Origin of the sequence: Anaerococcus prevotii DSM 20548, assembly GCF_000024105.1 — a bacterium.
GTDB classification, from domain to species: domain Bacteria; phylum Bacillota; class Clostridia; order Tissierellales; family Peptoniphilaceae; genus Anaerococcus; species Anaerococcus prevotii.
This window is the reverse complement of sequence record NC_013171.1, coordinates 483,724-496,828: the sequence shown is the minus strand read 5'-3', so window position 1 is coordinate 496,828 and position 13,105 is coordinate 483,724. Positions and strand designations below refer to the sequence as shown.

Below are 13,105 nucleotides of genomic sequence, written 5' to 3'. Positions count from 1 at the left end.
CCTCCTTAGTTTTTGAATGAGTGAACAGGGGCTGGTATGTGGCCACCTCTTTTGATCATTTTATCTGAATTTGAATTTCCTATATCTATAATTGGTACATAGCCTAAAAATCCACCAAACTCTGCATAATCTCCTACTCCCTTTCCTGAAACTGGGATTATTCTAACTGCAGTTGTTTTTGCATTTATCATTCCTATTGCCGCCTCATCTGCAATCATAGCAGAAATTGTAGCTGGGCTTGTTGATCCTGGGATTGCAATCATATCAAGACCAACAGAGCAAACAGAAGTCATCGCTTCTAGCTTATCAAAGGTCAAATGTCCTCCATCTACTGCCTTAATCATAGCTTCATCTTCGCTCACTGGTATAAAGGCACCGGAAAGTCCTCCGACAGAAGCACTTGCCATAAGGCCACCCTTTTTTACAGCGTCATTTAGTAGGGCTAGGGCTGCTACTGTTCCGTGTCCTCCGACATTATCTATTCCAATCTCTTCTAAGATTCTTCCTACAGAATCTCCAATGGCTGGTGTTGGGGCTAGGGATAAGTCTAGTATTCCGAAGTTCTTGCCTAGTCTATCGCAGACATCTCTTGCCACAAGTTCTCCCATCCTAGTGATTTTAAAGGCTGTCTTTTTGATAATCTCACAGATTTCATTAATCGGAAGGTCATCCTTACCTGAAATTGCTGCCTTCACTACACCAGGCCCTGAAACTCCTACATTAATTACTGTATCTGCTTCACTTACTCCATGGAAGGCTCCCGCCATAAAGGGATTATCCTCTACTGCATTTGAGAATATTACAAGCTTGGCACATCCTAGGGCATCTGTATCCTTAGTTCTTTCTGCCAAATCTTTTACTACTTCCCCGCACATGGCTACAGCATCCATATTGATTCCTGCCTTGGTTGAGCCGACATTTACACTAGAACAAACTAGGTCAGTTGTGGATAGGGCCTTAGGGATAGATTTAATCAAGATCTCATCAGCCTTGGTCATACCCTTTTGGACTAGGGCAGAAAAGCCCCCTATAAAGTCAACTCCAACATCCTTGGCCGCCCTGTCGAGACATTCGGCAAAGGGAGTGTAATCGTCAAGGTCTGTTGCTGCCGCAATAAGAGAAATTGGTGTAACAGAAATTCTGTTATTAATAATTGGCACACCATAGATTGCAGAAACTTCCTTGGAAGTCTTGATGAAGTCCTTGCATTCTCTTAGGATTTTATCATAAATCTTGTCACATGCTTTTTTATAATCTTTGTCTATACAATCAAAAAGGGAAATACCCATGGTAAGGGTTCTGATGTCGAGATTTTCCTCATCTAGCATTTTGATTGTTTCAATAATATTATTCTTATCCATATTAAATCCTGTGCATAGCGTCGAAGAGCTTTTCGTTTTGGATTCTTATTTCGAGCTTGTTCTCTTCAGCCAAATCATCAAAGGCCTTCTTGATTTCAGCAAAGTCTGCCTTTGACTTTGTAAAGTCGATATTAAACATTCCTACAAATTGATCTTCCATTATAGTTTGGCTTAGATCAAGGATGTTGATATTGTATTCGTATAAGACTTTAGAAATCTTATAGATAATTCCTTCTTGGTCATTTCCTATGACTGTTAATATAGCTTTCATTTTTTCCTCCTAATGAGCCTTTTCTTACTAATGATTTTACCCTTTTATTAATTAGTGCAAAGAAAAATAGCCCCTAAGGGCTAGTATAGAAAAATAAAAGACTCGGCAGGAAAGCCAAAGTCTTTTATTTAAGTTCACTTAATTTTTATTTTAAATTAACCAATACGTGGGGTTCTAGCAGGACGCGGATAATTTCCTCTTAATCCTGACGGGCTTGTCTTCTGCTTCGCAGAACCACTCCGTGGAGGGCACTCAATTAGCCGTGCGGGCTTGTTTTCTGCTATGCAGAACCATTTCATGGAGACTCCTCCCCGAGCCGGAGGGGCTCACTTAATACCAACCATTATTAGCCCAAAATGCTTGAGCGTTTTCCCAAGAACCGTATCTTCCGTATACGTATGAGTCTGCTGCTGCTTCTTGTTCTTCTGGGCTTGCTCCATAGCCTACTAGGGATGGGTTTAGTTGGTATCTTCCGTAGTAGCCACCAGCTGGGTTATATGCTGTGTATGATCCGCCTGATTCTCTTTGAGCTATCCATTCTTTTGCCCAGTTTGAATCTCCTTGGTAAGAAGAGTAATCTGCTGCTGGTTGTTCATAGTAGTAATCTTCAGCTGGTTCTTCGTAGTAGTATTCTTCTGTGTATGTGTATGTTGGCTCTTCGTATGTTTGGTATGAAGCTTGTTTAGTATTGCTTGCTGGTGCTTTAGCTTTATTTTGAGCTTTTTCGTTTCTTTCTTTGAATGATTTTAGAAGGTTGTTGTACACATATCCTTCTTTGCCATCAAATTTAACCTTTACATATCCATTATCTGCTTCTTCGATAACTTCAACTACATCGCCTTCTTGTAGAACGCTTATTACATTTGATGAAAGTTGAGCTTCATCTCTAAAGTTTGCTGGAGCAATAACTTCTGTTTCAGCTGTTACGTTAAACCATGGTGTTCCTACAAATGCTTCTTTTCCTTCGAAATCAATTCTGTACCAGCCATTAGCTTTTCCAAGAATTTCGTAAGATTTGTTTTCGTCATTGATTGTTCCAATAACGTTGTTCTTTTCTTCAGCAGTACTTCTCACGTTTACTGCTTTTGCCTTTTCTGTGTTAAGTTCGATTCTATCAGCCTTTGCTTCCTTTGATCCGAAAGTAAATACTGACGGTAGTACTAGCGCTGCTGCTAGTGCATATTTTGTGAATTTGTTCATTTATATCCTCTTTCTAATTTTCTTAATTTTAAAATTTAATTTCGCTTGTAATAATAGTTACAAAATATTAACAACTCTTTTTTACAAGCCTTATTGTACCTTTAAATTGTGTTAAAATTATGTAGATTATGATTTTTTTTGATATTTTCTTAGAAATATTGATATGCAAGGTTTTCCTCGGGCTTTTTTAGCTGATTTTATCAACTTTTTTATTAATTCTATAGGTTTTTTTCATTATATTTCTATATTTCATACATATTCGATACGTTTTTTTCTTCTCTCTAGCGAATTAAATTGTAACTAATGTAATCTCTTGTCGTTTTTTTCTAAGATTTTTGTCTTTGTCCTAATTATTAGCCCAAGTTTTCTTAAAGTAGTATAATCCTCATAGAATTTATATGAAAGAGAGCAAAGAATGATTAATGTCTATATTTTATGTGGTGGCCCTTCAAGCGAGCATGATATCTCTTTAAGAAGTGCCCTTAACATAAGCAAGAATCTAAATGAAGAAAAATATAAGATAAAGTTAGTATATATTAATAAAGAAGGAGCTTACTCAGAAGCTTTCGATAAAATCGATACAGATAATGAGTTTGACCTAGTTAAGGAAGTTAAGGAGAATAAGACAAAGTCTATAGCAGATTTCCTCACCTGCCTGTCCAAGGAAGATTATTCAAAAACTATAGTAATTCCTGCAGTCCATGGAACCTATGGAGAAGATGGAACTATTCAAGCCCTCCTAGATGTTATAGGAATTGCCTACATAGGAAATGGCCTCCTATCTTCTGCAATCTGCATGGACAAGGTTACAAGCAATGATATTTTTGAGAAGAATAAATTAAGCCAAGCCAAGTATCTCTATACTAATAAGGATGGCTTTGATAGTGACTTCGCTGATAGATGTATAGAAGAGATCGGCCTTCCTCTTATAGTAAAGCCTTCTGCTAATGGGTCTTCTGTTGGTGTAAGCAAGGTTACTAATAAAAACGAACTTCTAGCTGCTGGAGATGAAGCTTTAAAGTATGACAAAAAAGTCCTTGTCGAAGAGCTAATCGAAGGTCAGGAAATCGAGTTTGCTGTAGTAGGCTACATGAATCCAGATGTCTCTGAGCCTGCAGCCTATATCTCAGACCACACCTTCCTCGATTACGATGCCAAGTATTTTTCCAAGTCTACCAAGGAGACCCTTCCTTATATACTAGAAAAAGAAAAGCTAGAAGAAGCTCAAGAATTTGTAAAAAGAGCCTACGAAGCATGTGGCTGCGAGGGATTTGCTAGAGTTGATATCTTCCTAGGCAAAGATAATAATTTCTATGTCAATGAAATCAACACCTTCCCTGGCTTTACCCCTTCATCATTTTTCGCAAGACTTTGCGAGCTTATGTATAATGAAAGCTTTTCAGAGGTTTTGGATAGATTAATAAAAGATGGATTTGAAAGGTGGCAAAGATGATAGAAAGAAGTCTAGGCGAAATCGCCAAAATGATCGGTGGAGAAATCTCTGACGAAAAATACTCTAACCTTTTGATAAAGGGAGTATCTACAGATTCAAGGACCATCCAAGAAGGGAATCTCTATATTCCCCTAATCGGAGAAGTCTTTGACGGAAGACTTTTCATCAAAGAATGTGAGGACAAGGGAGCTTCTGCCTTTCTAGCAGATACTGACTGTAAGATAAAAAATAATATATCCATTCCTTATATAAGAGTTGAAGATACATTAAAGTCTCTCCAAGATTTGGCAAGAGCCTACAGGAGTGAGCTAAAGAATACCAAAGTAATAGGTATCACTGGATCAAATGGAAAGACAACTACCAAGGACCTTCTCTACGAAGTCCTTAAGGAAAAGTACAAGGTTCAAAAGACTATAGGAAACTTGAACAACGAAATAGGAGTTCCTAAAACTATCCTATCCCTTGATGAAGATACGAATATCGCTATAGTAGAGATGGGAACAGATAGCTTTGGAGATATATCGCTTACGACAAACATATCAAGGCCTGATATAGCAATTATTACCAATATTGGAGATAGCCACCTAGAGAAACTTAAGACTAAGGAAGGAATCCTAAAGGCTAAGATGGAAATCGTAGAAGGCCTAAGTCAAGACGGATATTTCATCTACAATGGTGATGATCCTACAATGAAAAAGGAAATCTCCTCCTATGAAGTAAAACAAAAGATGATATCTTTCGGAGAAGAAGATGATAATGACTTCGTAGTAAAATCCTCTGATGATAATAGAGGAAAGGTAAGCTTTACCCATGATGGAGAAACTTATACCATCCCCCTACTAGGTAGCCACAATATTTACAACGGTGGAGTGACAGTTCTAGTCTCTAGCCTTCTTGGCCTAAGCACTGATCAAATCAAAAAGGGACTTTCTGAAGTAACTCCTGCCAATAATAGGTCTAGTATAATAGAATTTGAAGGTTTTGATGTTTTGGATGACTGCTATAAGTCAAACCCTCAATCCCTAAGAAGTGGTCTTAAGACAACAAAGCTTCTAGGAGGCTACGACAGTAAAATCCTTGTGCTCGGTGATATGCTAGAGCTTGGAGATAGCGAAGATGATCTCCACTACCAAGTAGGAAGCGAGATTGACCCAAAGGATATCGACTATTGTCTCTTCTTTGGCAGCCTTTCTAAGCATATGTATGAAGGAGCCTTAGAGAACTTCTCCAAGGATAGGATTTTCCACTTTACCAGCAAAAATGATCTAATCGACAAACTAAAGTCTCTGATTACAAAATCTAGCCTGGTCTTTGTCAAAGGAAGCCATGGCATGCACATGGAAGAAATTATAGAAAGTATAAGCAAGTTAAAATTATAGGAAAAATTAGGAAAGAATTAGAAAAGAAAGGAAAGGAAGAATAATGATTTATACCGTAACCTTAAATCCATCAATTGATTTATTTGTAGAACTTAAAAATCTCAATCTCGGTGGACAAAACAACATCATCCAAGAAAGATCCATCCCAGGAGGAAAGGCCCTTAACGTATCAAGGATCCTCTCTTCTCTAAGAATCCCAACAATAGCTACAGGTTTTGTAGGAGGCTTTCAAGGAGAATTTATCAAAGATTGGTTGACAAACGAAAATATTAGCACCAACTTTGTAAAGATGGAAAACCACAACAGAACAAATATCAAACTTTTCGAAAACAAACAAGAAACCATGATCAACTTCCCAGGACCAACTATCAAAAGCGAGGAAGTAGACGAACTAGTTTACTATCTATCAAGAGTAAGAGAAGGAGACACCATAATCTTTGGTGGATCTGTTCCTCCAATGGAAGACGGACTAGATAACGACATCTACTCAAGGCTCGTATCAGTAGCCACAGCAAACGGAGCAGACTTCGTAGCAGACGTACCTGCCAAATACCTTCTCGATATAGTAAAGGAAAATCCAATCCTAGTTAAGCCAAACGCAGAAGATATCGAAGAAATATTCAATGTAAGGATCGAAGATAAAAAAGACTTCATCCCTTACGGCAAAAAGCTCGTAAATATGGGAGCTAAATACGTAATAATTTCCTACGGTGCGAGTGGATCAATGCTATTTGTAGGAGATGATGTCTACGAATCAACTCCCGTAAAAGATGGTAATGAAATAATAAATACTGTTGCCTGCAGGGATGCTATGATTGGAGGCTTCGTAGGAACCATGGTTCGTGATGGCGACCCAGTAGAATCATACAAGGTCTCAGTTGCCAGTGCCTCTGCCACAGCAAGAGTCCTAGACCTCCCATCAAGAGAAGAAATCATGAAGATGCTTCCTCTTGTCAATGTTGAAAAAATTGGATAAAAATATAAGCCTAACTAGGATATACCTCCTAATTAGGCTTTTTATTTGACATCATCTATATTTTCTATTAACTCTCTTATCCCTTCAACTTTAAAGTTTACAGCATCTAGGACTTCTTTTTCCTTCACATAATTTAGGCTAAAGGATAGTCTTGTTTGCTCTAAGAAAGATATGTCATTGAAGTCATCTCCTATAGCTATTATCTCCTTATCAAATCCATAGAAGTCCTTGATAAATTCTATCCCTGTTTGCTTGCTTACAGCAGAGTTAATTACGTCAATCACCCCTATTGATTTGTGGAAGGAGAAGTCTTCTTGGAAGGGATTTTCTAGGATGTGGTCTGAGTATATTGCAAGAGATAGGATTTCTTCACCTTCTCTTAAGTCTTCTAACCTATCTACCTCCCTATCCTTATCTGTAAAAATCTTTGTTGGATAAGTCCTTCCATAATAGTCTATTACATCTCTAAGCTTATCCTGGTCTAGTGAATATTTTAGGATTTCTATCATATCCGTGCCGTTTTTTACAAAAATATGAGACCCGTTGTTAGCTATTATAAAGTCTGGGTCAATCTTTCCTTCTATTAGGACAAAAAGAGAATGGTAGGTCCTACCTGTTACAAGGCCAAAGAGATTCCCCTTATCTTGAAAATCTCTTATGGCCTCTATATCTTCTGTTTTTATTTTACCATCTATGAAAATTGTCCCGTCAAAGTCAGATGCAATTAACTTCATTTGTCTTCACTTATCTCTATCTTCTCAAAGCTTATATTATTTCTCTCGAGAAGCTCTACCGCATATTCGTCCATCCTATAAGCTGTTTCGTAATAAATCTTTTTGATACCAGCTTGGATAAGGGACTTGGTACAATTAAGACAAGGGAAGTGAGTCACATAGCAAATGGTGTTTTTGGTAGCTATGCCCTCCTTGGCACAATAAAGTATAGCGTTCATCTCAGCATGGATTGTGGCTATACAATGCCCATCTCTCATGGTATGGCCCACCTCATCGCAGTGGGGATTTCCCTTAATCGATCCGTTGTAACCAGTCGAAACTATCCTATTTTCTTCATTTACCAAAACGCAACCCACATAGGCCCTGTCACAAGTTCCACGTCTTGCGACAGTCTTTGCAAGTTTCATAAAATATTCTTCCCAACTAAGTCTATCTTTTGCCATATTTTCTCCTTAAAATTTAAGTCTTATCTCAAATAGCATATCAAAGAATTTGTAACTTAGCAATAAGGAAAGGACAAATATAATCATCACAAGGAAATTTGTATCTACAAAGATACTAGAAAGAATTGAGGTCATGAGATTGGCTAGGGTAAGGGTAGCAAGAAGCTTACAAAATACACTTACTTTTTTATTTAATATCATATAACCGCTTCTTTCGCTAGTTTGATTCTTGCTTAGATATAGGGCGAAACAAAATATTACTGCTGCCACAAGAATAAAAGCAAGGATTGTCCTTATATCATCTACCTTCAAATAGACTATAGATAGGAGTGTTTTTATAAAAGGATGAAGTCCTTCCTCAAAACTTGCTACAGCACTATAAAACTTATCTGCTATATTTGTAGAAAATACTTGCAAAGTTATATTCAAATTCTCCCTATAAAGCTCAAAACCTGCAAGGGTCATTATGAAAAGACCCGTATGACCTAGGAAATTACCTGCTATAAAGCCCAAGGAAGTAGAAATTATACTTGTTCCAAGGAAAATCAGGATATTTCTACAAATCTGCCTACCTATAAGAGGAAAACTTAGGATTTGACCAAAGGCTGAAGTCTTCAAGATAAAGGCAAGAACGATGGCATTTATAGCGAAAATTACCATTCCAAAAAGAAATACTATCCCTATTTTCATAAGTAATTCATCTTTCTTCTTCCAAGGCATAAGTCTTGTAAAATCATAAATCGCAGAAGACTGCTCAAGACTTGTAAGACTCAATCCAAAAAGCCCCATAAAGATCACTATAGGAAAGATCAAGGCCTGATAGTAGCTAGATCCATCAAATTTCCCTTTATCAAATTGTTGAAGATCGGTCTTGATGCTGTTGTAAATATAATGGGCGTCATATCCCCCATTTTGACTGAGCCTTTCAAAGTAATCATCCTGAGCTTCGGCAGAAACATCTAGGCTATATACATCATCAAAGTCTAGGAGCTTATACTTTTCCTTATACTTTAAAAGCTCAATTGCGATCTGATCTAGGCTTTCTTCATTGATCTTTATATCTTTATTCTTACCCTTGCCATATAAATCTTCTCTCATGCTTATAACATTATTAGTAAAATTATCGTAGTCATTCCTAATGGAATTTTGATTAGACATACCAACGGCCATGGTACAGAATACTGTTACCAAGATAATCCAAATAGAGAATCTCTTCCATGTAAATTTAATTAAATTTTTAAAATTACGCATCTTCTTGGCCCCTTTCTAGGTAGAAATAATCTTCAATCTTAGGAGTTAGGATATCGTATTGGACAAGGTCCTCCCTCTTTAAGATTGCTTCTACTTCTTTTTCGCTTGCATTTACAAGAATTGTCGCAACTCTTCCGATTTTATTTACGAGAATCATCCTCCTATCCAAATTATCTGGAACTTGGTCCTTAAATACTAGTTGGATTTTCCTTAATTGGTTGATTCTTTCATCAGATGTATCTATGAGCTTACCATCTTTGGTTAGATAGAAGATATAATCTGATATTCCAGAAAGCTGGTCGAGCTCGTGGCTTGAAGCGAAGACTGCCTTGCCGGAATCCTTGGCATCTATCAGATATGATAGGATTTCTTTTTTGTTTAGGACATCCATCCCATCAAGGATCTCATCTATAAGAAGAATTTTCGCCCCACTTGCAAGAATTGTAATTAGACCTAGGATATTTTTCTGTCCCTTGGAGAAATTCCTCACGTTTTTGTCTGGGTCAATCTTTTGTCTTTTGATTTCCTCAAAGAAGAAAGTATCGTCGAAGTCTTCATAAATAACTTTGAAAAAGCCCGGAATATTCTTTACCTTGTAGTAATTAAAATAATCAAAACTATCAGGCAAAAAAGCGATGTTTTTTATAAGACTTGGATTTTCCCTAATATTCTTATCATCAAGGCTAAAGCTTCCTTCATCCATATCATAAATCCCACACAAAGACTTAAGAAGAGTGGTCTTACCTGAACCATTACGACCTACAAGTCCTGTAATCATCCCTTCTTCTAAGTTAAAGGAAATATTATCTAGGACTTTTCTTTCATCAAAGGCCTTAGTAATTTTCTCTGCCCTTATCCTCATACAGACTCCTTTCTGTCTCGTCGAAAATCTCAAATATTTCTTCCCTAGCAAAGCCTAAAAATATGGCCTTGGTGAAATTATCTCTGAGATTTTTCGTAAATTCATCTTTGTTGCTGTCAATCTTTTCTTGATCGATTCGGATAAAAGTCCCTATTCCAGGCTTAGTCTCTATTAGGCCTAGTCTATCAAGTTCCTTAAAAGCCTTGGAGACAGTCGTCTGGTTGATGGACAAAGCTTTCGATAAGTCTCTTACAGACGGGAACTTATCCCCATCCTTAAGTAAGCCTTTCGCAAGATAGAGCTTGGTCTCATCTACAATTTGCATATACAAAGGGACTTCCGAATTAAAATTTAGCTTAAACATAAAACCTCCCTTCTGGTGTTATGCCATATACCATACACTGTTAATAATATTATATCAGGGACTTTGATTTTTGCAAGAGCAAATAAAAATTTCCACAAAAAAACTTCCCGAAGGAAGTTCTAGGAAGCAAACAAAATCAAACTTATTTTGAATTTAATAGAGAAATCAATGAGATGTCTCGACTTCGCTCGACATAAGGGTAATTGTAAATGCTAGATAAATACTGTGAAAGAAAGTTTACTTTCCAACTAACTTATTTCAACTGAAAAGGAGAAATCTATTGAGATATCTCGGCTTCGCTCGACGGTATGTGAATTTAAGATATCTAATGAGGGCCCTCCATAAGTTCGTTCCACTAATACTTAATCCCCTACATCAAAACAGCAAAAGGCTTTACTATTTTGGAGAAGATTTTAGAGCTTAGTTTGATATTTTCTACATCTTCCATATTTACTTCTTGACCAACCTCAAAGAATATATCGAAATCATTTCTAATATCTGCCAAGCTATTTGACTTATACATATAAAGCCCGCACTCAAAGTTTTGATAGAGGGCCCTGTAGTCTAGGTTGACCGTTCCAACAAAACCTACCTTTCCGTCAGCAAGCCAGGTCTTGGAGTGGACGAAGCCTGGAGTATATTCAAAAATCCTAACACCCGCTTCTATAAATTCCTTGTAATGATCCTTGGCAAGGGCGAAGGCTACCTTCTTGTCGGGTATATGTGGCAGGCAAATCCTTACATCAAGGCCCGACTTTGAGGCAAGCTTGATTGAATTTCTAATCTCTTCATCTACTATTAGATAAGGACTCATGAGATAGACATACTTTTTGGCCTTATTAATGGTATCGAGGAGGACGTTTTTGGATATGGTCTCATCATCTAGGGGATTGTCAGCAAAGGGAATATAAAATCCACTAGCCTCTGTGTCTGGATATTTCTTAAGATATGGGCTATAGTCTTCTGGCTTGTTATCAAGAGAAAACCACATATTAAGAAACATTATTGTAAAGCTTTTGACAGCACTACCCTTAATTCTTACACCGCAATCCTTCCAGTGACCGAACCTTTCGTATACATTTATATACTCGTCAGATAGGTTGATCCCTCCAGTGTAGGCAATCTTCCCATCTACTACCATGACCTTCCTGTGATCTCTGTTGTTCTGATAGGTTGATACTATAGGATACATCTTAGAAAAGACCCTACATTCTATGCCCAAGCTTTCCATCTCTTGGGGAAAATCCGACCTTACTCTAGTTATGAGATTAGATCCATCGATAAGAAGTCTTACCTTAACTCCTTCTTTGGCCTTTTTGACAAGCTCTTCTAGGATTGTTCCCCACATATAACCATAGTCGATTATGAAAAACTCCATGAAGATAAAGTCTTCCGCACTTTTCACGTCGCTTAGCATGGCCTCGAACATATCGTCCCCCACCTTGAAGTAAGTCGAAGATGTGTCCTTGTAGGTTGGAAATCCTCCCACATCGTCAAGGTATTTGGCTATCGGATAGAATCTCCTTTCCCTATCCTCGATTTTTTCGTAAAGGTCCTTATCTTTTTGGATATATTTCCTAGAATCCTTATCAAGGCTTATTACCTTCCTCTGCTCTCTCTTGTAGCCAATCGAATAATGACTTACTAGAAAGGCGATGATGCCAAAGGTCGGAACGATTGCAATTAGCATAAACCAAGACAATTTGTTGGCGTTTGATACCTTTTTCATATTGAGGATTATTAGCATCATTATAACTTTAGATAGGGTGTCTCCTCCCATTATGTAAGTAAAATCTATCTTAGAATTATAATAGATATAAATCATCAAAACGAGCTGGATAATTACTAAAAAGGCAAAGAGCCCAGCACGTGAAAATATCAAACTCCCCAAGCCCTTCCTGGTCTTTTTGACGTATTTATTTTCGTTGATTTTCTTAATGATATTTTTATTGAATTTATACATAGACTTATTATATCACTTTATCCCTCCAACTTACAATATCATAGCTTGACATAAGTCTTTAAATTCATAAGATATAAGGTGAGGTGAAATGAGATGAAAAATATATTAATAATAAATGATTTCGTTTCCCTAGGAAAAATTGCCGGCAAGATGATGGAAACTGTCCTCTCCTACAAGGGACACAATACATTCTTCCTTCCAACTGCCCTTATAGCAAACAACTTCTCCTACGGGAAAAATGCCATATTAGATACAACAGAATACTTAAAAGATACCCTAAGAAACTGGGAGGAGATAGGCTTTAATTTTGACCTTATCTCTATTGGATACATCCACAATACTGAGCAAAGAGATATAATCTATGATTATGTAAAAAACTTAGACTATAAGACTACTATCCTCTTTGACCCAATCATGGGAGATGAGGGGACCCTTTACCCAACTCTTGATGAGAAAATGCTAGATAACTACAAGTCCTTACTCGATATTTCAGATATCATAAGCCCAAATGCAACTGAGGCAAAGTTTCTTGATATAGACTACGAGGATTTTACAAGAAAGGGTAAGAAATATCTTATAACTTCTGTAGAAGAAGACGGAAAATATTTCGTAAAAGGATACGATGAGGGTGAATTTAAAGTTTCCTTCGATAAACTTCCCAAAAGACTTACAGGAACAGGAGACCTCTTCGATGGGCTATTTATAGCCTATTTTCTAGATGGCTACTCAATCGAAGAATCTTGCCAAAAAACAGTCGATATTATATCCAAAATATATAGAGATGTTATCGAATACTCTACTAATGAAAATATAAATATCGAAAGATATCTTGACCTCATAGACTAAGG

General features: G+C 37.1%; 13 protein-coding genes. 4 read left to right on the top strand and 9 right to left on the bottom strand.

The window, feature by feature from the left end:
- Window positions 1–5: 5 nt before the first annotated feature.
- The 3 genes from APRE_RS02340 to APRE_RS02330 form a co-directional block, all read right to left on the bottom strand.
- Window positions 6–1,361, bottom strand: a complete 1,356-nt coding sequence (locus tag APRE_RS02340) for a PFL family protein (RefSeq protein ID WP_015777399.1) — start codon at window positions 1,359–1,361, stop codon at window positions 6–8.
- 1 nt (window position 1,362) lies between these two features.
- The gene (locus tag APRE_RS02335; protein WP_015777398.1) at window positions 1,363–1,632 is read right to left on the bottom strand and encodes an ACT domain-containing protein; all 270 of its coding nucleotides are present in this window, start codon (window positions 1,630–1,632) and stop codon (window positions 1,363–1,365) included.
- 330 nt (window positions 1,633–1,962) lie between these two features.
- Window positions 1,963–2,832, bottom strand: a complete 870-nt coding sequence (locus APRE_RS02330) for an aggregation-promoting factor C-terminal-like domain-containing protein (protein WP_015777397.1) — start codon at window positions 2,830–2,832, stop codon at window positions 1,963–1,965.
- 415 nt (window positions 2,833–3,247) lie between these two features.
- Here APRE_RS02330 and APRE_RS02325 point away from each other — a divergent pair, with 415 nt between their 5' ends.
- The 3 genes from APRE_RS02325 to APRE_RS02315 are packed head-to-tail and all read left to right on the top strand — an operon-like array spanning window position 3,248 to window position 6,640.
- The gene (locus APRE_RS02325) at window positions 3,248–4,285 is read left to right on the top strand and encodes a D-alanine--D-alanine ligase family protein (protein WP_015777396.1); all 1,038 of its coding nucleotides are present in this window, start codon (window positions 3,248–3,250) and stop codon (window positions 4,283–4,285) included.
- Window positions 4,282–5,664 (top strand): UDP-N-acetylmuramoyl-tripeptide--D-alanyl-D-alanine ligase, encoded by a 1,383-nt coding sequence (locus tag APRE_RS02320; RefSeq protein ID WP_015777395.1) that lies wholly within the window; start codon window positions 4,282–4,284, stop codon window positions 5,662–5,664. The genes APRE_RS02325 and APRE_RS02320 overlap by 4 nt, the downstream gene beginning before the upstream one ends.
- A gap of 43 nt (window positions 5,665–5,707) precedes the next feature.
- A complete protein-coding gene (locus tag APRE_RS02315) occupies window positions 5,708–6,640 on the top strand; it encodes a 1-phosphofructokinase family hexose kinase (RefSeq protein ID WP_015777394.1) in 933 nt (310 codons plus the stop codon).
- Between the two features lie 41 nt (window positions 6,641–6,681).
- Here the strand turns inward: APRE_RS02315 and APRE_RS02310 are convergent, their stop codons facing one another.
- From APRE_RS02310 to cls, 6 genes are all read right to left on the bottom strand, one after another.
- Entirely contained in the window at window positions 6,682–7,374 is a 693-nt protein-coding gene (locus APRE_RS02310; protein WP_015777393.1) for an HAD family hydrolase, read from the bottom strand.
- Complete coding sequence (locus APRE_RS02305; RefSeq protein ID WP_015777392.1) at window positions 7,371–7,817, bottom strand: deoxycytidylate deaminase; 447 nt, start codon at window positions 7,815–7,817, stop codon at window positions 7,371–7,373. The genes APRE_RS02310 and APRE_RS02305 overlap by 4 nt, the downstream gene beginning before the upstream one ends.
- Before the next feature lie 9 nt (window positions 7,818–7,826).
- The gene (locus APRE_RS02300; RefSeq protein ID WP_015777391.1) at window positions 7,827–9,068 is read right to left on the bottom strand and encodes a membrane protein; all 1,242 of its coding nucleotides are present in this window, start codon (window positions 9,066–9,068) and stop codon (window positions 7,827–7,829) included.
- Window positions 9,061–9,930 (bottom strand): ATP-binding cassette domain-containing protein, encoded by an 870-nt coding sequence (locus tag APRE_RS02295; protein WP_015777390.1) that lies wholly within the window; start codon window positions 9,928–9,930, stop codon window positions 9,061–9,063. Before APRE_RS02295 ends, APRE_RS02300 begins: the two co-directional genes overlap by 8 nt.
- Window positions 9,902–10,294, bottom strand: a complete 393-nt coding sequence (locus APRE_RS02290) for a GntR family transcriptional regulator (RefSeq protein WP_015777389.1) — start codon at window positions 10,292–10,294, stop codon at window positions 9,902–9,904. The genes APRE_RS02295 and APRE_RS02290 overlap by 29 nt, the downstream gene beginning before the upstream one ends.
- A gap of 370 nt (window positions 10,295–10,664) precedes the next feature.
- Entirely contained in the window at window positions 10,665–12,257 is a 1,593-nt protein-coding gene (gene cls, locus APRE_RS02285) for a cardiolipin synthase (RefSeq protein ID WP_015777388.1), read from the bottom strand.
- Between the two features lie 93 nt (window positions 12,258–12,350).
- On the opposite strand from cls, the gene APRE_RS02280 reads away from it, so the two are divergent.
- On the top strand, window positions 12,351–13,103 hold the full coding sequence (locus tag APRE_RS02280) for a PfkB family carbohydrate kinase (RefSeq protein WP_015777387.1): 753 nt from the start codon (window positions 12,351–12,353) through the stop codon (window positions 13,101–13,103).
- Window positions 13,104–13,105: the final 2 nt, after the last annotated feature.

What these genes read in the sequence shown, in the direction of transcription:
- cls (WP_015777388.1), bottom strand. Translation starts at nt 12,257, where the DNA reads ATGTATAAATTCAATAAAAATATCATTAAGAAAATCAACGAAAATAAA.
- APRE_RS02340 (WP_015777399.1), bottom strand. Translation starts at nt 1,361, where the DNA reads ATGGATAAGAATAATATTATTGAAACAATCAAAATGCTAGATGAGGAA.
- APRE_RS02330 (WP_015777397.1), bottom strand. Translation starts at nt 2,832, where the DNA reads ATGAACAAATTCACAAAATATGCACTAGCAGCAGCGCTAGTACTACCG.
- APRE_RS02295 (WP_015777390.1), bottom strand. Translation starts at nt 9,930, where the DNA reads ATGAGGATAAGGGCAGAGAAAATTACTAAGGCCTTTGATGAAAGAAAA.
- APRE_RS02335 (WP_015777398.1), bottom strand. Translation starts at nt 1,632, where the DNA reads ATGAAAGCTATATTAACAGTCATAGGAAATGACCAAGAAGGAATTATC.
- APRE_RS02315 (WP_015777394.1), top strand. Translation starts at nt 5,708, where the DNA reads ATGATTTATACCGTAACCTTAAATCCATCAATTGATTTATTTGTAGAA.
- APRE_RS02280 (WP_015777387.1), top strand. Translation starts at nt 12,351, where the DNA reads ATGAAAAATATATTAATAATAAATGATTTCGTTTCCCTAGGAAAAATT.
- APRE_RS02290 (WP_015777389.1), bottom strand. Translation starts at nt 10,294, where the DNA reads ATGTTTAAGCTAAATTTTAATTCGGAAGTCCCTTTGTATATGCAAATT.
- APRE_RS02305 (WP_015777392.1), bottom strand. Translation starts at nt 7,817, where the DNA reads ATGGCAAAAGATAGACTTAGTTGGGAAGAATATTTTATGAAACTTGCA.
- APRE_RS02300 (WP_015777391.1), bottom strand. Translation starts at nt 9,068, where the DNA reads ATGCGTAATTTTAAAAATTTAATTAAATTTACATGGAAGAGATTCTCT.
- APRE_RS02310 (WP_015777393.1), bottom strand. Translation starts at nt 7,374, where the DNA reads ATGAAGTTAATTGCATCTGACTTTGACGGGACAATTTTCATAGATGGT.
- APRE_RS02320 (WP_015777395.1), top strand. Translation starts at nt 4,282, where the DNA reads ATGATAGAAAGAAGTCTAGGCGAAATCGCCAAAATGATCGGTGGAGAA.
- APRE_RS02325 (WP_015777396.1), top strand. Translation starts at nt 3,248, where the DNA reads ATGATTAATGTCTATATTTTATGTGGTGGCCCTTCAAGCGAGCATGAT.